Here is an 18,241-nt window from a genome sequence, read left to right as displayed (position 1 = left end):
ACGCGCCCGGCGAGATTGCGGGCCGCCCCGGCGGAATGCAAGCGACGCGGCCCCTCGGACGCCGGGTCATGCGCGCCTTTGCGCAGAGCGGCGTCGGCTCGCCGATCGCCGCCGCGCTCGACGGCTTCATCGGCAGCACCGCGGTCGGCCACGACAAAGGCGCCGCGGCCGAGGAGATCATGAGCCGGGTCAGTCCGCCGGAGATCCGCGGCCGCCGCGCGGCCGAGCAGAAGCTCTTCCGCGACGGCGTACACCCCGACCGGGCGATGCCGGACTATCCGGTCGAGGGCAAGGGCAAGGGCAAGGTCACCGCCAGGCCCCTGCGCAGCCTGCCCGCCGGCGACGTCGCTGCGATGGCGCGCCCCGGCCGACCGGGGGCGGCCCCGCCTCAATGCGCCATCAGCACCGGGACGCCGGTCGAGCGGATCGTGCTCGTCGTGGTGCCGCCGAAGATGCGCTGGCGCAGCCGCGAATGCCCGAAGCCGCCCATCACGATCAGGTCGGCCCCGATGTCGACCGCGGCGCGCTGCAGGATCTCCGCGACCTCGCGCCCCTCCTTGGGCACCCGCCGCACCTCGACGCTGATGTCGTGCCGGCCCAGATAGGCCGCGAGATCGGCCCCCGGCTCCGGCCCGTGCCCCTCGAAGGAGGGCACCGGGTCGATCAGCACCGCGACCACCGCCTCGGCCCCGCGCATCAGCCCGATCGCGTCCAGCACCGCCTTCGACGCCTCGACGCTCGCGTCCCAGGCGATCATGATCCGCCGCGCCGCCGGGAAGGCGCAGTCGCCCTTCGGCAGCAGCAGCACCGGCCGGCCCGATTCGAAGAGCGCGCCGTTGATCACCCAGCTCTGCGCCAGCTCGACGTCGGCGACCTCCGGGGTGATCAGCGTCAGGTCGGCGTAGCGCGCATAGCGCGCCACCAGCGTCGCGATGGCGCCCCGGTCGACGTATTGCGACTGCGCCGTGAACGGGGCGCCGCGCTCGCGCAGCCGCGCCTCGATCGCCTGCGCCCGCTCGCGCGCCAGATCCTGCCCGTCGCGGATCTCGTTGGCCCAGATGTCGTTCGACACCACCCCGTAGGGCGAGGACGGCGGCGGCGGCGCGACGCCGAGCGCGAGGATGACCAGATGCGCGCCGAGCCCCTCGGCGATGCGCGCGGCGCGATCGATCTCCGCGTCGTCCTGCTCCACGCCCACGACGAGAAGGATGGTCCTGAAGTCCATGGCGGTTCTCCCTCCGGGCCTGGCTCCGGGTTAGCGCGCGCGCCCCGCCGCGGCAATGCGATACATCAATGTCCAATCGCCCGCGGGGCGTGCTAGGCTCGCCCGAGTCCCAAGGGAGAGCCGACGATGGCGTTCGAGGCGCTGAAGGTGCAGATCGCGAGGATCCTCGACGAGATCGAGCGCCAGCCGGAGGATCCGCACGCGCTGCAGGAGAGCCTGCGCGAGAAGCTCGCCGAGATGCGCGACCTCGGCCTGCCGCTCCCCCAGGACCTCGTCGAGCTGGAGGCGGCGCTGGAACAGGGCCTCGAGCTGCCGGCCCTCGACGGCGAGCCCGACGAGGAGGCCTGAGCCCGCGGGCCTCGCCGTGAGGCCGCCGCGCGACGAGCCTTAGCGCCCCCCGGCCCCCGGCCGCGCCCCCTTGCCGGCTGTCGCCTCTCCACCCCCGCCATTCGCCCGGGCGCATTGCGCCCGCCGCGCCCGCAGACTAGGGCTGCGCGCCATGGACGCGTCGGACCAGAACACCATCGGCCGGCACGTCGTTCGGACGCTCGTCCTCGCCTGGCCGATGATCCTCAGCCGCGTCGGCATCGTCACGATGTTCGCCATCGACGTCGTCGTGCTCGGCCGCGCCGGGGCGGAGGAGCTCGCCGACTACGTCCTCGGCCTCTCGATCAACGACAGCCTCGTCGGCATGACCATCGGCCTGATGATCGGCGTGCCCGTCCTCGTCGCCCGCTCCGCCGGGGCCGGCGACGACGCCGCCGCGGGGCGGATCTGGCGGCGCGGCCTCGGCTTCGCCGTCGCCGTCGGCCTCTTCCTCGCGCTCGCGCTGCAATGGGCCGAGCCGGTCTACCTGCTCTCCGGCCAGACGCCGGAGCTCGCCGCCCGCGCCGCGCGGGTCACCCGGCTCGTCGCCCTCGGCCTGCCCTGCATCGCCGCCTACGCGGTCAGCGCCTCGCTCCTCGAGGCGCTGCACCGGCCGGGCGTGGCGCTCGTCGCCATCCTCATCGCCAACATCGCCAATCTCGGGCTGAACGTCCTCCTCGTCTTCGGCGCCGGCCCGATCCCGCCGCTCGGCGCCCCCGGCGCCGCGCTCGGCAGCGCCTGCGTCAGCCTCGGGCTCGCCGTCGGCATGGCGGCCTACGTGCGCTTCTTCTTCCCCGGGCGGGAGCGCTACGGCATCCTCAACCCCGGCGTCGCGCCGCCCTTCCGCCAGCAGGTCCGGCTCGGCCTCGCGTCGGGGACCTCGTTCCTGTTCGAGGCCGGGGCCTTCACCATCGTCACCCTGCTCGTCGGCCGGCTCGGCGTGCTGCCGCTCGCCGCCCACGGCGTGCTCTTCCAGTTCCTGGCGCTCACCTTCATGGTCGCCTTCGGCATCGCCGGAGCGACGCAGGTGCGGGTCGGCAACGCCTGGGGGCGGCGCGACGCCCGCGGCATCGCCATGGCCGGCTGGACCGGGCTGGCGCTGGCCGCCCTCCTCACCGGCGCGGCGACGCTCGCCTATGCGAGCTTCCCCGCGGCGGCGATCGGCGCCTTCACCGACGACCCGGCCGTCCTCGCCGCCGCGATCCCCGTCATGTTCTGGGTGGCGCTCGCCACCGTGTTCGACGGCGGCCAGTCGGTGATGAACGCCGCCTGCCGCGGCCGCGGCGACGCCTGGCTGCCGACGCTCCTGCATTTCGGCAGCTACTGGCTGGTGCTCGTGCCGCTCGCCTGGGCGCTCGCCTTCCCCGCCGGCCAGGGCCTCGCCGGCATCTACCAGGCGATCGGCATCGCCAGCGTCGTCTCGCTGACCGCGCTGGCCCTGCGCTTCCGCCGGCTCAGCCGCGGAACGCCGTGACCTCGATCTCGACCTTCATCTCCGGCCGGATCAGCGCCGCGACCACCGTCGAGTTCGCCGGCCGCACCTCCCCGAGCGCGGCCCTGAGCGCCGGCCCGATCGCCGGATGGTCCGCCGGATCCGCGAGATAGATCACCGTCCGCACCACGTCCGCAAACGAGAACCCCGCCTCCGCGAGCGCCTTGCCGATGGTGGCGAGCGCATTCTCCGCCTGCCGCCCCGGGTCCTCCGGCATCGACATCGTGACGTAGTCGTATCCCGTGGTCCCGGCGACGAAGCACCAGTCCCCCTGCACGACGGCGCGGCTATAGGCGAACTCGGCCTCGAAGGGCGATCCGGTCGAGATCAGGCGGCGGGTCACGGGTGCGGTCTCCTGTTGCGGACGCGCCCACATAGCGGCGACGCCCCCGCCCGCGCAATGCGCCGCCGCAGATCGAGGGCCGCCTCGGGGGCCGCCGGCATCCGATGTCGCGCAGCCTCTCCGGCGCCTCGACCGGGCAAGCCCCGCCGGAGGCGGCGCCCTGACGGCGGCCGCCGCCGTTAACCGCCCGTAAAAAAGTGGCAAGCCGGATTCCGGCCGGATTCCAGCCGCCACACTGCACGACACCTGTCTGCCCTGCTGACTCCACGAGGCCCCGAGCGACCGAAGCGGGCTTGCCCGCGAGGCCCGGCGCGACAGGCGAAAGCATGGCTTTCGCCGCGCCGACGGCTGGAGCGCGGTTGCGCGCGGAAGCCGTGAGGGGCGCAGATTTCTCCGGAAGCGCGCAATCCGTCCGTGAGCGCCCCGGCGAGCGCGGAATCGCGCTCGCCCCCCGAGGGGCGATCGCGGACGGATTTGCCACGGGTCAAATCCGTCTGGCATCGGCGTCGCGACCTGCTTCCGGCCGGGCTTCGGCTCTACTGTCGTGCAGTGTGCCAGCCGCGTTCCAGCCCGGGTTTTTCCCGCCGTTCCAACCGGATGGCCGCCGTCCCGGCGAGAAGCGCGGTTTCCTGCGGAATCCGCCCGCTTTCCAACGTCCGGCGCCGCGGCTATACGCGCGCGCCATGAGCCTCAACCCGCCCAACCTGCGCCCGGACCTCGCGCCGGCCCCGCGCCTCGACCCCGGCCCCCGCGGCCCCGGCCCGCGCATCGGCATGGTCTCGCTCGGCTGCCCCAAGGCGCTGGTCGACAGCGAGCGCATCCTGACCCGCCTGCGGGCGGAGGGCTACGCGATCTCGCCCGATTACGCCGGGGCGGACGCGGTGATCGTCAACACCTGCGGCTTCCTCGACAGCGCCAAGGCCGAGAGCCTCGAGGCGATCGGCGAGGCGATCGCGGCGAACGGGCGCGTCATCGTCACCGGCTGCCTCGGGGCGGAGGCGGAGACGATCCGCGCGGCGCATCCCGCCGTGCTGGCGGTGACCGGCCCGCACCAGTACGAGGCGGTGCTCGACGCCGTCCACGACGCAGCGCCGCCGGCGCCCGATCCGTTCGTCGACCTGATCCCGGCCTCGGGCATCAGGCTGACGCCGCGGCACTACGCCTATCTAAAGATTTCCGAGGGCTGCAACCACAAGTGCAGGTTCTGCATCATTCCGGACATGCGCGGCCGGCTGGTGAGCCGGCCGGCCCGGGCGGTGCTGCGCGAGGCGGAGAAGCTGGTCGCGGACGGGGTGCGCGAGCTGATCGTCATCAGCCAGGACACCTCCGCCTACGGCGTCGACCGCAAGCATGACGCTACCCCCTGGCGCGACCGCGACGTCCGCGCCCACATCGTCGACCTCGCCCGCGAACTCGGCGCGCTCGGCGCCTGGGTGCGGCTGCAATACGTCTACCCCTACCCGCACGTCCGCGACCTGATCCCGCTGATGGCCGACGGCCTCGTCCTCCCCTATCTCGACATCCCCTTCCAGCACTCGCATCCGGACACGCTCCGCCGCATGGCCCGCCCGGCGGCCTCGGCGCGGACGCTCGACGAGATCGCCCGCTGGCGCGCCGCCTGCCCGGACATCGCGCTGCGCTCGACCTTCATCGTCGGCTTCCCCGGCGAGACCGAGGCGGAGTTCCGGCACCTCCTGGACTGGCTCGACGAGGCCCGGCTCGACCGGGTCGGCTGCTTCCAGTACGAGAACGTCGCCGGCGCCCGCGCCAACGCCCTCCCCGACCACGTGCCCGCCGAGGTGAAGCAGGAGCGTTGGGACCGCTTCATGGAGAAGGCCCAGGCGATCAGCGCCGCGAAGATGGCGGCCAAGGTCGGCCGCACCCTCGAGGCGCTGGTCGACGAGGTCGACGCCGAGGGCGCGACCTGCCGCACCTGGGCCGACGCGCCGGAGATCGACGGGTCGCTCTTCATCGACGAGGGCTTCGAGGGGCTGCGCTCCGGAGACCTCGTCCAGGTCGAGGTCGAGGAGGCCGCGGACTACGACCTCTGGGGCCGCCTCGCCGCGCCGCCGGCCCGCCAGGGTCAGTCGGAGGGAGCGGCGTAGCGCGGGAAGAGCACCCGCTCCTCGGCGTAGATATGGGCGATCAGGTCGTCGGCGAGCCGCTCCAGCGCCGCGCAGAGCCGGGAGCATTCCTCCGGCGCGTCGGCCGGGGCGCGGTAGCCGTTCGAAAGCTGCTCCATGCGCACGAGGAACTCGACGTTGTCGTCGTGCTCGGCCCGCATGACGGCGATCCCCGCCGCCAGCCGCGGGCTCGGACCCTCCTGCATCAGCGGGAAGATGCAGTACTCCTCCCGCAGCATGTGCTCCTCCTGGCTCGACGCCAGCTCGGCGAGCAGCCCGGCCACCCCGTGCGGCGCGTCCCGACGCTCCCGCGCCGCCGCCTCGACCGCGCGGGCCTGCGCGACGAGCTGCGGCAGCGTCGCGCGGAAGGCGGCATGCTGGGAGAGCGCGAGCCGGATCAGCGTCTCGCTCGGGACGAAATCGAGCCCGTCCGCCATGACCGCCGCGCCCCGGGAATTGGGTTCCGATCGGCCGACGAGCATGGCTCCTCCATCAAGAGACGAAATACGCATCTAGGATTCCACTTATGCGCGAAAGAGGGATTGATGGGAAGCGCTTTCTGCGCCACATCGTTCACATGCGCCTGACGCTCTTCACCGACTACGGCCTGCGGACGCTGATGCGGCTCGCCGCGGAGCCGGCGCAGATCTTCACCACCGAGGCGATCGCCGCGGAGCTGCGCCTGTCGCGCCACCACCTGACCAAGGTGGTGGGCTCGCTCGCCCGGGCCGGCTACGTCGAGACGTTGCGCGGCGCGGGCGGCGGCTTCCGGCTGGCGCGCCCGGCCGGCGACATCTCGATCGGCGCGGTGGCGCGCCGCCTCGAGGCGGGCCAGCCGCTCGTCGAATGCTTCCGCGACGACGGCGGGGCCTGCACGCTCACCCCCCGCTGCCGGCTCAAGGGGCGGCTCTTCTCGGCGCGCGAGGCCTTCTTCCGCGAGCTTGACGCGATGACCCTCGCCGAATGCGTGCTATCCGCGACCGGGCCCGAGGGGCTCGCCGCCGCGCCAGACGCCGCGGAGGGCCAGCCGGTCGTCGAGATGGACGAGATCGGCGCGCGCCCCGGGCGCCAGCCGGCCGAGGTCGCGCCGGCCGAGGACGTCGGCCGGCGCGGCCGTCGCCAGCGCCAGCGCGGCCGCGAGGTCGAGACCGACCTCGCCCGTTAGGGTGCGGATGCAGTGGGGAAGGTCGCAGTCGGCCCCCGCCAGCGTGCCGTCCTCCAGCGTCAGCCGGCCGTCGCGGCGCAGGATCCGCCGGCCGCCGAGGCGGAACTCGGTCATCGCCGTCCCCGCCGGCGCCATCGCGTCCGTCACGAGGAAGAGCGCGCCCGGGCCGCGCTTGGCGGCCAGCGCCACCCGCAGCGGCTCGACCGCTACGTGGACGCCGTCGGCGATCAGCCCGGCGCTGGCGCGGCCGTCGTCGAGCGCCGCGCCGACGAGGCCGGGCTCGCGGTGCCCGAGCGGGCTCATGGCGTTGTAGAGATGCGTGACCAGCCGCGCCCCGGCGTCGAGCGCCGCGCGCGCCTCGGCGGCAGTGCAATCGGCGTGGCCGAGGCTGACCATCGCCCCGGCCGCCGCCAGCCGGGCGACCTGCGCCGGGCTCGCCGCCGCCGGCGCGAGGGTGACGATCAACGCCGGCAGCCGCGCGGCGGCGTCCGAGAGCGCGGCGACGTCCGCCTCGGTCATCGGCCGGATCAGCGCCGGGTCGTGCGCGCCCTTGCGCCGCGGATCGAGATGCGGCCCCTCGAGATGCAGCCCGAGGAACCCCGGCACGCCCTGCTCCGCCGCGGCGACGCCAGCCGCGATCACCGCGGCGGTCGCCTCGGGCGTGTCGGTGATCAGCGTCGGCAGGAGCCCGGTCGTCCCCAGCCGCCCGTGCGCCGCGCAGATGCGGGCGATCCCGGCCGCCCCGCAGGCGCCGTCGAGCATGATCCCGTCGCCGCCGTTCACCTGGAGGTCGAGGAAGCCCGGCGCGAGCGTGCCCCCCGCCAGCCGCACGACCTCGCCCGGCGCGCCCGGCGTCTCGCCCGCCGGCAGGACGGCGGCGATGTGGCCGTCCTCCGCCGCCACGGCGTGGTCCGGCAGCAGGCGCGCGCCGTCGAAGACGGTCGCGCCGGTGAAGATCCTGCGGCTCATCGGGTCTCCGTCACCTTGCGCAGGTTGGGCGGCGCGTCGGGGTTGAGGCCCCGACGCCGCGCCAGCGCCTCGATGAAGAGATAGAACGCCGGCGCAAGCGCCAGCGGCGCGACGAGCGGATGCATCCCCTCCACGGCGGGCAGCGCGACCACGCCGGCGCCGCCGCCCTTCGCGGTCAGGAACACGTCGGCCCCCTGCCGCGCCAGGCGGTCGGCCGTGGCGATCACCTGCGGCAGCGCGGCGTCCTCGACGGCGAGCGCCAGCACCGGGAACCCGGCGCCGACGATCGCCGAGGGACCGTGCAGCACCTCGGCGGCGGAATAGCTCGCCGCCTGCACGCCGCAGGTCTCCTTGAACTTCAGCGCCACCTCGGAGGCGATCGCCCAGGCCGGCCCGCGCCCGAGCACGTAGAGCGAGGCGGCCCCCTCCAGCCGGTCGGCGAGCGGCGCCCAGTCGCAGCCGAGCGCCCGGCGGAAATCCTCCGGCGCCGCCGCCACCGCGGCGCGCAGGCCTTCGTCCTCGCGCCACTCGGCGAGGAGCGCCAGCCCTGCGAGGACCGAGGTCACGAAGGTCTTGGTCGCCGCGACGCTCCGCTCCGGCCCGGCATGGAGCGCCAGCGTGTGGTCCGCCGCGGCGGCCAGCGGCGCATCCGGGTCGTTCGAGATGGCGATGGTCAGCGCGCCGCCGTCGCGGGCGCCCTCCATCATCGCCACGATGTCGGGGCTCTGGCCCGACTGCGACACCCCGATGCAGGCGGCGTCGCGCAGCTTGAGCTTGCGCCCGTAGATCGAGGCGATCGAGGGCCCCACGGAGGCGACCGGCACCCCGGTCTCCAGCTCGATCGCGTATTTGAGGTAGGTCGCGGCGTGGTCGGACGAGCCGCGCGCCACCGTGGCCACCAGACGGGGGTCCTGCTTGCGCAGCGCCTTCGCCGCCGCGGCGATCGCGTCGCGGGCCCCCTCGAGGAACCGGGCCGCGGCGGCGGGGATGTCCTCCACCTCCGTCCGCATGAAGGTCGTCGTGTCGGTCATCCGTCGTTCTTCTCCGCTTCCTGCGCGAGGCGGAGCTCCGCCACGAAATCATAGGCGTCGCCGCGATAGACCGAGCGGGTGAGCTCGAGCGCGCGGCCGCCGTCGAGATAGGAGATGCGCTCGATGCGGAGCCCCGCCACCCCCGGGGCGACCCCGAGCAGCTCCGCGTCGCGCTCGCCGAGGTTCGCCGCCGAGATGCGCTGCACCGCCCGCACCGGCCGCCGGCCGCGCGCGCGCAGCGCGGCGTAGAGCGAGGCGCCGACCGCCTCCGGATCGGGCAGGTTCGCCTCGGCGAGCGTCGCCCGCTCGATGGCGAGCGGCACCCCGTCGGCGAGGCGCAGCCGGTCGAGCCGCGCCACCCGCTCGCCGGCGGCGAGCGCCAGCGCCATCATCTCCTCCGGCGAGGCGGCGAAGACGCCGCGCTCCAGCCAGACCGACCGCACCTCCTTGCCGCGGCGGGCCATGTCCTCGGAGAACGAGGTGAGCTGCGACAGCGACTGCTCGACCTTCTCCAGCCGCGGCGCGACGAAGGTGCCCGAGCCGCGGCGCTGCACGAGCTGCCCCGAGGCGACGAGCGCCGCGACCGCCTTGCGCACGGTGACGCGGCTGAGCCCCGTCAGCGCCGCGAGCTCCCGCTCCGGCGGCAGCGCATCGCCGGGCGCGAGCGCGCCCGCGGCGATCGCCTCGCCGATGCGCCGGCCGAGCTGGAGGTAGAGCGGCCCGCGCCCCGGGTCGGCGAAGTCGCCGGGAACGAAGAGCGCGGTCACGCCAGCTCCCGCGCCAGCGCCAGCGCGCCGTCGAGCGCCGATCCCCGCGCCGGCCGCACCAGCGCGCCGTAGCGCGTTGCGAGCCGGTCCGCGTAGTAGGGCCCGAGCCCGCCGAGGAAGCACACCGCCCCCGGCCCCGGCGCAAGGAGCAGGTCGATCGCCGCGGCGGCGTCCGCCACCGCCGCGTCGAGGATCCCCGCCGCGCCGTCGTCGTCCGTCGCCGCGATCATCCGCGGGGCGAAGGCCGCGAAATCCGCCGGCCGCGCGCCACGCGCCCAGGCGACCAGCTCCTCCGGCCCGCCCGCCTCCGCGACCACGGCGGCGAGAAGCTTTGAGCCCGGCGCCAGCCCGTCATGGGCGAGCAGCGCCGCCTCGCAGAGGCTGCGCCCGAGCCGCGCGCCCGAGGCCTGGTCGCCGAGCAGGAAGCCCCAGCCGCCGATGGTGCGCACCGCGCCGCCGCGCTGCGCCGCGAAGACCGACCCCGTTCCCATGGCCGCGATCACGCCGTCGCTGGCCCCGAGCGCGCCCCGCGCCGAGATCAGCGCATCGCTCACCACCCGCGCCCGGGCGAAGGGCAGCCCCTCCGCCAGCTGCTCGGCCCGCCCGCGCACGTTCGCCCCGGCGAGCCCCAACGCGGCCACCAGCTCGCCGAGGCGCGCGCCGGCGCCCGAGGCCGCCAGCGCCGCCTCGGCCGCGGCGACCACGCTCGCCCGCGCGCCTTCGGGGTCGCTGAACACGTTCGCCGCCCCCCCGGCGCCCTCGCCCAGCACAACGCCGTCCGCATCGGCCACCGCCGCGCGGCAGCCGGTGCCTCCCCCGTCGATGCCGAGATAGAGCGTCATCCAGCGAGTCTCCCTGACGCTGCGGATAATACCAAACTGATGCCAATGCGCAAGGGATGCACTTCCCTCTGGACAATTGGTATTCTTTTGGCATCATCATCGCGTCAGGGAGAATCGCCCATGCCCCTCGCCGCCACCGAGGCGCGCCACCCGGCCGCCAAGGGCCTGCAGGACCGCCCGCTCGCCGAGGCCGCCGCCGCGCTGGCCGAGGCGCAGGTCGCGGCGGCGGCGGCGGTGCGCGCCGCCCTGCCGGCGATCGCGGAAGCGGCCGAGGCGGCGGCGACGACGCTCGAGACGGGCGGCCGCCTCGCCTATGCCGGCGCCGGCAGCTCGGGCGTCATGGCGCTCGCCGACGCGCTGGAGCTGCCCGGCACCTTCGGCCTCGCCCCCCACCGCGCCCCCGTGCTCCTCGCCGGCGGCGCCGCCACGCTCCTGCACATGACCGGCGCCGTCGAGGACGACCCGGCCGCCGCCGCGGCCGGGGTCGCCCGGCTGGGGCTCGGACCCGCCGACGCCCTCGTCGCCGTCTCCGCGAGCGGCGCCACCCCCTACACGCTCGCCGCCGCCGAGGCGGCCCGCGCCGCGGGCTGCACGGTGATCGCGGTCGCCAACGTCGCCGGCTCGCCGCTCCTGAGGCTCGCCGCCCGCCCCGTCCTCCTCGACACCGGCGCCGAGGTGGTGGCCGGCTCCACCCGCATGGGCGCGGCGACGGCGCAGAAGATCGCCCTCAACATGATCTCGACGCTGGCCGCCCTCCGCCTCGGCCATGTCCACGACGGCCTCATGATCAACCTCGTCGCCGACAACGCCAAGCTGCGCGCCCGCGCCGCCCGCATCGTCGCGGAGCTTGCCGGCGTCACCCCCGAGGCCGGCGAGGCGGCGCTCGCCGACGCCGGCGGCGCGGTCAAGCCCGCCATCCTGCTCGCCGCCGGGGCCTCCGACCCCGCGGGCCGGCTCGCCGCGGCGCAGGGCCGCCTCGGCCCCGCCCTCGCGGCGCTCCACCGATAAGCAACCGGGGCCGCCCGACGGCCTCCGACACAGGGAGAGAAGAGAGATGAACCGACCGACCCTCCGGGCCCTGCTCCTCGGCGCCAGCTGCCTCGCCGGCGCGGCGCAGGCCCAGGACGTGACGCTGACCATCGAGAGCTGGCGCAACGACGACCTGCCGATCTGGCAGGACCAGATCATCCCCGCCTTCGAGGCCTCGCATCCCGGGATCAAGGTAGTCTTCGCCCCCTCCGCCCCGACCGAGTACAACGCCGCCCTCAACTCCAAGCTCGACGCCGGCACCGCGGGCGACCTGATCACCTGCCGGCCCTTCGACGCGAGCCTCACGCTCTACGACAAGGGCCAACTCGCCGACCTGACCGACCTCGCCGCCATGGCGAACTTTTCCGACGTGGCGAAGTCCGGCTGGTCGACCGACGACGGCGCCCACACCTTCTGCGTGCCGATGGCCTCGGTCATCCATGGCTTCATCTACAACAAGACCGCCTTCGACGAGCTCGGCATCACGCCGCCGGCGACGACGGACGAGTTCTTCGCCGCGCTCGACAAGATCAAGGCGGACGGGACCTACATCCCGATGGCGATGGGCGCCAACGACCAGTGGGAAGCCGCGACCATGGGCTACCAGAACGTCGGACCGAACTACTGGCACGGCGAGGAAGGCCGGCTCGCGCTGATCAAGGGCGAGCAGAAGCTGACCGACCCGCAATGGGTCGCGCCGTTCGCGGAGATCGCGCGCTGGAAGGACTACCTCGGCGACGGCTTCGAGGCGCAGACCTATCCCGACAGCCAGAACCTCTTCACCCTCGGCCGCGCCGCCATCTACCCGGCCGGCTCGTGGGAGATAGCGCCCTTCCGCGCGCAGATCGCGGGAGCCTTCGAGATGGGCGCCTTCCCGCCCCCGGTCGCGAAGGCCGGCGACGAGTGCTACATCTCCGACCATGTCGACATCGCCATCGGCATGAACGCGGCGACCAAGAACGCCGACGCGGCCAAGGCCTTCCTCGAATGGGTGGGCACGCCCGAGTTCGCCAAGCTCTACGGCAACGCGCTGCCCGGCTTCTTCCCGCTGCAGAAGGAGGCCGTCGCCATCGAGGACCCGCTGGCGCAGGAGTTCCTGTCCTGGCGCGAGAAGTGCCACTCCACCATCCGCTCGACCTACCAGATCCTGTCGCGCGGCACCCCGAACCTCGAGAACGAGACCTGGAACGCCTCGGCCAACGTCATCCGCGGGACGGAGACGCCGGAGGCGGCCGCCGCCCGGCTCCAGCAGGGCCTCGCCTCCTGGTTCGAGCCGCAGAAGGGCAACTGAGTTCTGCCGCGACTGGCCCCGCCCGCCCGAATCCGCGGGATCCCGGGCGGGGCTCTTTCTTGAGGCAGGACGCGCGCTCACGAGCCTGCGGCAGCGGCCCGACCCAGAGCACAGGAGCCACGTCATAACCGAGCCGAAGCGCGCCCTCTCAGGCTCCCCCGAGCTTGCCATAGGCCTTGACGAACGCCGCCTCAGTTTCAGGAGGCAGCGAGGGAAGGGTCTGAGTGGCGATGATGTCGCGAGAAATTTGCTCCAGTTCCTCACGCGCGATGTGATGGTCGCTCAAGGCGAAGGCGTAGGCACGATCCAGCGGTTCGGCGGGAACGAAACCGCAGGATTTACACGGCACAAGGACGCCAAATTTCATGGCTCCGCAGCCGACACACACCGCCGTCGTCATGGTTTTTCTCCGAGTTTTCAGATCGCAACGGATATTGCTCCTTCGAGACGTGAGCTTCAATCGCGAATCGCCAGCCAGGTTCAAAATTTCATATTAAATATCAATATCTTGAAAGATTCCTCCTTCGCTCTGGCGTCATCGGGCCGCCATCGGTTGGCAGCGATTCGCGGATCGCTCCACACTGTCGAGAGGGCGCCATGAAACCCTTCCGCTGGCATATAATCGTGTTCCTCGCCCCGGCGGTCGTCGTCTACACCGCGGTGATGATCCTGCCGCTCTTCGCCACGCTGAACCTCGCGCTCTTCACCCGGGGGCCCGAGGGCGAGGCCTTCGCCGGGCTCGCGAACTTCCGCACCCTCTTCGGCGATCCGCGCTGGTCGGCGAGCTTCTGGAACGCGCTCGGCAACAACGCCTGGTTCTTCCTGATCCACATGCTGGCGCAGAACCCGATCGGCGTGGCGCTCGCGGCCATCCTCTCCTCGCCGCGGCTTCGTTTCGCGGCCTTCTACCGCACCGCGATCTTCGTCCCGACCGTGCTCTCCTTCGTCATCGTCGGCTTCGTCTGGAAGCTGATCCTCTCGCCGATCTGGGGCATCGCGCCGGGGATGCTCGCGAGCCTCGGCCTCAAGTCGCTGTTCGCGCCGTGGCTCGGCCAGGAGGAGACGGCGCTCACCACGCTGGCGCTGATCTCCGTCTGGCAGTTCGTCGGCATCCCGATGATGCTGATCTACGCGGCGCTGCTCTCCATCCCCGAGGAGGTGATCGAGGCGGCCGAGATGGACGGGATCACCGGCTGGGCGCAGTTCTGGAAGATCAAGCTGCCGCTGATCCTGCCGGCGATCGGCATCATCTCGATCCTGACCTTCGTCGGCAACTTCAACGCCTTCGACCTGATCTACGTCAGCCAGGGCGCGCTCGCCGGGCCGAACTTCGCCACCGACATCCTCGGCACCTTCCTCTACCGCACCTTCTTCGGCTTCCAGCTCCAGCTCGGCGACCCGCACATGGGCGCGACGATCGCGACCGCGATGTTCGTCATCATCCTCGTCGGCGTCTGCATCTATCTCTTCGGCATCCAGACGCGGCTCCGCCGCTACCAGTTCTGAGGGCCGGCACGTGACGAGCCCCGCCCCCGAAGAGACTGTAAACCTTCGTGAAAATTGCGTTGACGGATCGGAGAAGGTGATGGAATTACAATGCCTTGATCCGAATATCACGCGTGCGACCGCGCGTCGCGGCGCCCGCCGCGGCGCGGTCGCGGCCCGGCCCTGACCCATGGCCCAGGCCCGCGCCTCCCTCGCCCGCTCCGCCGCCGCCCACGGCGTGCTGATCCTCTACACGGCGATCGCGCTCTTCCCGGTCTTCGTGATCGTGGTGAACGCCTTCAAGTCGCGCCGCGCCATCTTCTCCGAGCCGCTGGCGCTGCCCACCCCCGCCACCTGGGACCTCGTCGGCTTCCGCACCGTGCTCCAGCAGGGCGACTTCCTGCTCTACTTCCAGAACTCGCTGATCGTGACCGTGGCCTCGCTCGCCTGCGTGCTGCTCTTCGGGGCGATGGCGGCCTTCGCGCTCAGCGAGTACCGCTTCCGCGGCGCCACCCTGATGGGCCTCTATCTCGCGCTCGGCATCATGATCCCGATCCGCCTCGGCACGGTGGCGATCCTGCAGCTCATGGTCGCCTCCGGCCTCGTCAACACCCTGCTGGCGCTGATCCTCGTCTACACCGCGCAGGGGCTGCCCCTCGCGGTCTTCATCCTCTCGGAATTCATGAAGACCGTCTCGGACGACCTGAAGAACGCCGGCCGCATCGACGGGCTCAGCGAGTACACGATCTTCTTCCGCCTCGTGCTGCCGCTCGTCCGGCCGGCCATGGCCACCGTGGCGGTGTTCACCATGATCCCGATCTGGAACGACCTCTGGTTCCCGCTGATCCTCGCGCCGGCGGAGGCGACCAAGACCGTGACCCTGGGCGCCCAGGTCTTCATCGGCCAGTTCGTGACCAACTGGAACGCCGTCCTCGCCGCTCTCAGCCTCGCGATCCTGCCCGTCCTCGTCCTCTACCTGATCTTCTCCCGCCAGCTCATCCGGGGCATCACCTCGGGGGCGGTGAAATGACCCCTGCCCCCGCCGCCTCCGCCCGCCTCCGGCGGCCGGACCCGGGCGCCGCGTCGAGGTCATGCCTGCTCCGCCGTCCCGCCCGCGGCGCGCGGCGCCGTGGCGCGAGCGTCGCCGCCTTCCCGCCCGACCGTCACGCAGGTCCGGATACGCCGGGCCCTGCATCGACTTCTCACCCCCCGACCCCTCCCTTGCCGCCCGCATGTCCGGTGACGCCATGACCCCCCTCCGCACGCTCGTCGTCGGCCTCGGCTCCATGGGCCGGAGCCACGCCCTCGCCTATCACGCCGACCCCGCCTTCGAGATCGTCGGGCTGGTCAACCGCTCGGACCCCGGCCTCCCCGAGGCGCTGTGCGGCTATCCGCTGACGGGCGACTTTCCCGAGGCGCTCGCCCGGCTGAAGCCCGACCTCGTCTCGATCGCCACCTATTCCGACAGCCACGCCGACTATGCCTGCGCCGCCATGGACGCAGGCGCGCATGTCTTCGTCGAGAAGCCGCTCGCCACCAGCGTGGCCGACGCGGAGCGCGTGGCGGCGAAGGCCCGCGAGACCGGGCGCAAGGTCGTCGTCGGCTACATCCTGCGGCATCATCCGAGCTGGCAGCGGCTCATCGCGGAGGCGCGCGCCCTCGGCGGGCCGTACGTTTTCCGGCTCAACCTCAACCAGCAGTCGTCCGGGCCGACCTGGGAGACCCACAAGGCGCTGATGCGGACCACGCCGCCGATCGTGGATTGCGGGGTCCACTACGTCGACGTCATGTGCCAGATCGCCGACGCGAAACCCGTCGAGGTGCGCGGCATGGGGCTGCGGCTGTCGCCGGAGATCGCGGCGGAGATGTACAATTACGGGCACTTCCAGGTGCTGTTCGAGGACGGCTCCCTCGGCTGGTACGAGGCGGGATGGGGGCCGATGATGTCGGACACGGCGTTCTTCGTGAAGGACGTGGTCTCGCCGAACGGCGCGGTGTCGATCCGGATGCCGGAGACCGCGAGGTCCGATGACATCGACACCCACACCAGGACCTCGACCATCCGCCTGCACCGGGTCGGCGAGGCCGACCGGGACCTCAGCATGGCCGACGAGCCCGGCCACCAGGCGCTCTGCGACCGCGAGGCCGCCTTCGTCGCCGCGGCGATCCGGGACGACGCCGACCTTTCCCGCCACCTCCAGGACGCGGTCGCCTCGCTCGCCGTCTGCCTCGCGGCGGACGAGAGCGTGCGCTCGGGCCGTCCCGTCAAGCTCTGAGGGGACCCCGATGGGCCAGCTCGAACTTCGCGCCGTGACCAAGTCCTTCGGCCAGACCGACGTCATCAAGGGGGTCGACCTCGGCGTCGCCGACGGCGAGTTCTGCGTCTTCGTCGGCCCCTCCGGCTGCGGCAAGTCCACGTTGCTGCGGATCATCGCCGGGCTCGAGGACGCGACGGCGGGGGACATCCTGATCGACGGCCGGCGGGTCAACGCCACGGCGCCGGCGGACCGGGAGATCGCCATGGTGTTCCAGAGCTACGCGCTCTATCCGCACCTGACGGTCCGGGACAACATGGCGCTCGGGCTGCGGCAGGCGGGCACGGCGAGGGCGGCGATCGAGGAGCGGGTGGGGGCGGCGGCGCGGATGCTGTCGCTGGAGCCGCTGCTCGCCCGGCGGCCCTCGGAGCTCTCCGGCGGGCAGCGCCAGCGCGTCGCCATCGGGCGGGCCATCGTGCGGACGCCGAAGCTCTTCCTCTTCGACGAGCCGCTCTCGAACCTCGACGCGGCGCTGCGGGTCGCCACCCGGATCGAGATCGCGCGGCTGCATCGCGAGCTGAAGGCGACGATGATCTACGTCACCCACGACCAGGTCGAGGCGATGACGCTCGCCGACAAGATCGTGGTGCTGAACGCCGGGCGGATCGAGCAGGTGGGGGCGCCGATGGAACTCTACAACAACCCGGCCAACACCTTCGTCGCCGGGTTCATCGGCAGCCCGCAGATGAACTTCCTCGACGCGCCCGCCCTCGGCGCGCGCGGCAAGACCCTCGGGATCCGGCCCGAGCACCTCGCGCTCGACCGCGAGGCGGGGGCGATCCGGGGGGCCATCTCGCATGTCGAGCACCTCGGGGGCGAGACCAACGTCTATGTCCGGACCGAGGCGCACGGCCTCCTCACCGTCCGGCGCTTCGGGGAGCACCGCTTCGCGGTCGACGAGGTCGTCCACCTGACCCCGGACCCGGCGCGGGCCTTCCACTTCGACGCCGACGGGCGGCGGCTCGCGGCCTGAGCGCCGCCGAGCTTGCCGCACGGGCGCGGCGGGCTCATGCTTTGGCGTCGGAGCCGGGAGGGAGGCGCGCGATGTCGATCTACCCCGTGGTGCGGTCCGCAATGCAGGACCCCGAGCCCTATGTCGGCCTGCTGCACGAGGACTTCCGGTTCGTCCGGCACCAGACCGGGACGACGCTGGACCGCGCCGAGATGGCTGCACTGATCCGCGGCCTCGCGGCGAGCGGCGGCGTCGCCATCCACCATCAGCGGCTTATCTACGAGAACGCCGACGTCCTGATCGACCACAGCCTCATGGACTTCCCCGACGGGACCCGCGAGGCGGTGCTGCATGTCCATCTGCTTCGGGACGGAAAGATCCTTCGGACCGAGACCGGGGCGACGCCGGTGTCGAGATAGGCAGGGACGCTCCGGCCGAAGGGGGCGTCGTTCACGCTGTTCACGCGTGAAAACTCGCTAACCCATTGATTTCCAAGTTAACCGGAGATTACCGTCCACGAGGCCCACACTGCACGACAGTGGAGAGAAACCCCGGTCGGGAGAGTGCGGGACGGTGACGCCAGACGGATTTGACCCGTGGCAAATCCGTCCGCGATCGCCCCTCGGGGGGCGAGCGCGATTCCGCGCTCGCCGGGGCAATCACGGACGGATTGCGCGCGACGGAGAAATCTGGACCCCCTACGGCTTACGCGCCAACGCGCTCCAGCCGTCGGCGCGGCGAAAGCCTTGCTTTCGCTTGTCGCGCCGCAGCATCGCGGGCAGAGCCCGCTTCGGTCGGGGGGAGCGACGCGGCCTCGGGCGGCGACCGGCTCCTGTCGTGCAGTGT

The 18,241-nt window shown here is 72.6% G+C and carries 18 protein-coding genes and 1 pseudogene; 11 read left to right on the top strand and 8 right to left on the bottom strand.

The genetic code is table 11. From position 1 onward, the window contains the following. Positions 1 to 388: 388 nt before the first annotated feature. Positions 389 to 1,225, bottom strand: coding sequence for a universal stress protein (locus tag KBB57_RS15275; protein ID WP_290751889.1), 837 nt, complete (start codon positions 1,223 to 1,225; stop codon positions 389 to 391). 126 nt (positions 1,226 to 1,351) lie between these two features. On the opposite strand from KBB57_RS15275, the gene KBB57_RS15270 reads away from it, so the two are divergent. Together KBB57_RS15270 and KBB57_RS15265 are read left to right on the top strand one after the other, a co-directional pair. Then, the gene (locus KBB57_RS15270; protein WP_290751887.1) at positions 1,352 to 1,573 is read left to right on the top strand and encodes a hypothetical protein; all 222 of its coding nucleotides are present in this window, start codon (positions 1,352 to 1,354) and stop codon (positions 1,571 to 1,573) included. 151 nt (positions 1,574 to 1,724) lie between these two features. Next, positions 1,725 to 3,065: an MATE family efflux transporter gene (locus KBB57_RS15265; RefSeq protein WP_290751884.1), complete on the top strand. Its 1,341-nt coding sequence runs from the start codon at positions 1,725 to 1,727 to the stop codon at positions 3,063 to 3,065. Here KBB57_RS15265 and KBB57_RS15260 read toward each other — a convergent pair. After that, positions 3,046 to 3,459: a RidA family protein gene (locus KBB57_RS15260; RefSeq protein WP_290751882.1), complete on the bottom strand. Its 414-nt coding sequence runs from the start codon at positions 3,457 to 3,459 to the stop codon at positions 3,046 to 3,048. The two genes, KBB57_RS15265 and KBB57_RS15260, sit on opposite strands and share 20 nt — an antisense overlap. Before the next feature lie 650 nt (positions 3,460 to 4,109). Between KBB57_RS15260 and rimO the strand changes: the two genes are divergently transcribed. Further along, positions 4,110 to 5,531, top strand: coding sequence for a 30S ribosomal protein S12 methylthiotransferase RimO (rimO, locus tag KBB57_RS15255; RefSeq protein ID WP_290751880.1), 1,422 nt, complete (start codon positions 4,110 to 4,112; stop codon positions 5,529 to 5,531). On the opposite strand, the gene KBB57_RS15250 is transcribed toward rimO, so the two are convergent. Then, positions 5,510 to 5,986, bottom strand: a complete 477-nt coding sequence (locus KBB57_RS15250) for a hemerythrin domain-containing protein (RefSeq protein WP_290751878.1) — start codon at positions 5,984 to 5,986, stop codon at positions 5,510 to 5,512. The genes rimO and KBB57_RS15250 overlap by 22 nt on opposite strands. A gap of 89 nt (positions 5,987 to 6,075) precedes the next feature. Here KBB57_RS15250 and KBB57_RS15245 point away from each other — a divergent pair. Then, positions 6,076 to 6,504 (top strand): annotated as a pseudogene (locus KBB57_RS15245) (Rrf2 family transcriptional regulator); the annotation flags it as partial. Positions 6,505 to 6,519: 15 nt separating this feature from the next. On the opposite strand, the gene nagA reads toward KBB57_RS15245, so the two are convergent. Genes nagA through KBB57_RS15225 form a run of 4 tightly spaced genes read right to left on the bottom strand, consistent with a single transcriptional unit; the run spans position 6,520 to position 10,323 of the window. Beyond that, positions 6,520 to 7,683, bottom strand: a complete 1,164-nt coding sequence (nagA, locus tag KBB57_RS15240) for an N-acetylglucosamine-6-phosphate deacetylase (protein WP_290751877.1) — start codon at positions 7,681 to 7,683, stop codon at positions 6,520 to 6,522. Next, the gene (locus KBB57_RS15235; protein ID WP_290751874.1) at positions 7,680 to 8,714 is read right to left on the bottom strand and encodes an SIS domain-containing protein; all 1,035 of its coding nucleotides are present in this window, start codon (positions 8,712 to 8,714) and stop codon (positions 7,680 to 7,682) included. The genes nagA and KBB57_RS15235 overlap by 4 nt, the downstream gene beginning before the upstream one ends. Continuing rightward, a complete protein-coding gene (locus KBB57_RS15230) occupies positions 8,711 to 9,481 on the bottom strand; it encodes a GntR family transcriptional regulator (RefSeq protein WP_290751872.1) in 771 nt (256 codons plus the stop codon). Before KBB57_RS15230 ends, KBB57_RS15235 begins: the two co-directional genes overlap by 4 nt. After that, positions 9,478 to 10,323 carry a BadF/BadG/BcrA/BcrD ATPase family protein gene (locus KBB57_RS15225; RefSeq protein ID WP_290751869.1) on the bottom strand — a complete coding sequence of 282 codons (846 nt, stop codon included), beginning with the start codon at positions 10,321 to 10,323 and terminating at the stop codon, positions 9,478 to 9,480. The genes KBB57_RS15230 and KBB57_RS15225 overlap by 4 nt, the downstream gene beginning before the upstream one ends. 120 nt (positions 10,324 to 10,443) lie before the next feature. On the opposite strand from KBB57_RS15225, the gene KBB57_RS15220 reads away from it, so the two are divergent. Beyond that, positions 10,444 to 11,331 (top strand): N-acetylmuramic acid 6-phosphate etherase, encoded by an 888-nt coding sequence (locus KBB57_RS15220; RefSeq protein WP_290751866.1) that lies wholly within the window; start codon positions 10,444 to 10,446, stop codon positions 11,329 to 11,331. A gap of 46 nt (positions 11,332 to 11,377) precedes the next feature. Continuing rightward, a complete protein-coding gene (locus KBB57_RS15215) occupies positions 11,378 to 12,643 on the top strand; it encodes an ABC transporter substrate-binding protein (RefSeq protein WP_290751864.1) in 1,266 nt (421 codons plus the stop codon). A 148-nt stretch (positions 12,644 to 12,791) separates the two neighbouring features. On the opposite strand, the gene KBB57_RS15210 is transcribed toward KBB57_RS15215, so the two are convergent. Further along, positions 12,792 to 13,043 (bottom strand): hypothetical protein, encoded by a 252-nt coding sequence (locus KBB57_RS15210; protein WP_290751863.1) that lies wholly within the window; start codon positions 13,041 to 13,043, stop codon positions 12,792 to 12,794. 197 nt (positions 13,044 to 13,240) lie between these two features. Between KBB57_RS15210 and KBB57_RS15205 the strand changes: the two genes are divergently transcribed. From KBB57_RS15205 to KBB57_RS15185, 5 genes are all read left to right on the top strand, one after another. Next, a complete protein-coding gene (locus KBB57_RS15205) occupies positions 13,241 to 14,149 on the top strand; it encodes a carbohydrate ABC transporter permease (protein ID WP_290751860.1) in 909 nt (302 codons plus the stop codon). 169 nt (positions 14,150 to 14,318) lie between these two features. Further along, a complete protein-coding gene (locus KBB57_RS15200) occupies positions 14,319 to 15,158 on the top strand; it encodes a carbohydrate ABC transporter permease (RefSeq protein WP_290751858.1) in 840 nt (279 codons plus the stop codon). Between the two features lie 217 nt (positions 15,159 to 15,375). Next, the gene (locus KBB57_RS15195) at positions 15,376 to 16,404 is read left to right on the top strand and encodes a Gfo/Idh/MocA family oxidoreductase (protein WP_290751856.1); all 1,029 of its coding nucleotides are present in this window, start codon (positions 15,376 to 15,378) and stop codon (positions 16,402 to 16,404) included. 10 nt (positions 16,405 to 16,414) lie between these two features. Beyond that, the gene (locus KBB57_RS15190; RefSeq protein ID WP_290751853.1) at positions 16,415 to 17,416 is read left to right on the top strand and encodes an ABC transporter ATP-binding protein; all 1,002 of its coding nucleotides are present in this window, start codon (positions 16,415 to 16,417) and stop codon (positions 17,414 to 17,416) included. A 71-nt stretch (positions 17,417 to 17,487) separates the two neighbouring features. Next, on the top strand, positions 17,488 to 17,814 hold the full coding sequence (locus KBB57_RS15185; protein ID WP_290751849.1) for a hypothetical protein: 327 nt from the start codon (positions 17,488 to 17,490) through the stop codon (positions 17,812 to 17,814). Positions 17,815 to 18,241: the final 427 nt, after the last annotated feature.

Source organism: Amaricoccus sp. (assembly GCF_017993425.1).
Lineage (GTDB): Bacteria > Pseudomonadota > Alphaproteobacteria > Rhodobacterales > Rhodobacteraceae > Amaricoccus.
Note: the sequence above shows the minus strand (reverse complement) of the source record. Positions and strands in the feature narration are given on the sequence as shown.